The sequence below is a fragment of the Pseudonocardia sp. N23 genome, assembly GCF_002583555.1.
Classification (GTDB): Bacteria; Actinomycetota; Actinomycetes; order Mycobacteriales; family Pseudonocardiaceae; genus Pseudonocardia.
Genome location: NZ_BEGX01000042.1, coordinates 1 through 256 on the forward strand (window position 1 = coordinate 1; position 256 = coordinate 256).

Genomic DNA, 256 nt, shown 5'->3' on the forward strand with positions numbered 1-256 from the left:
GATGGCGGCGTGCACACCGTCGAGGGTCTCGGTGCGGTCGTCGCCGCTGAGCAGGGCGGCGCCGACGAGCAGCAGGCCCAGGTTGACGGCTCCGGCGACGGTGAGGGCGACGGCGACGTCGGCCTTGGTGGCCGAGAGGAGCCGGCGGCGTTCGGGGCCCGGGGCGGGCGAGCCGTGCCGGTCGCGGGAGAGCGAGGAGTGCACGTAGATCGCGTGCGGCATCACGGTCGCGCCGAGCATGCCGGCAGCGAGCAGG

The 256-nt window shown here is 75.8% G+C and carries 1 protein-coding gene; it reads right to left on the reverse strand.

The window, feature by feature from the left end:
* Window positions 1–255: divalent metal cation transporter (locus TOK_RS12070; RefSeq protein WP_374754889.1), on the reverse strand; the 255-nt coding region annotated here is incomplete at its 3' end.
* Between the last annotated feature and the right edge of the window lies 1 nt (window position 256).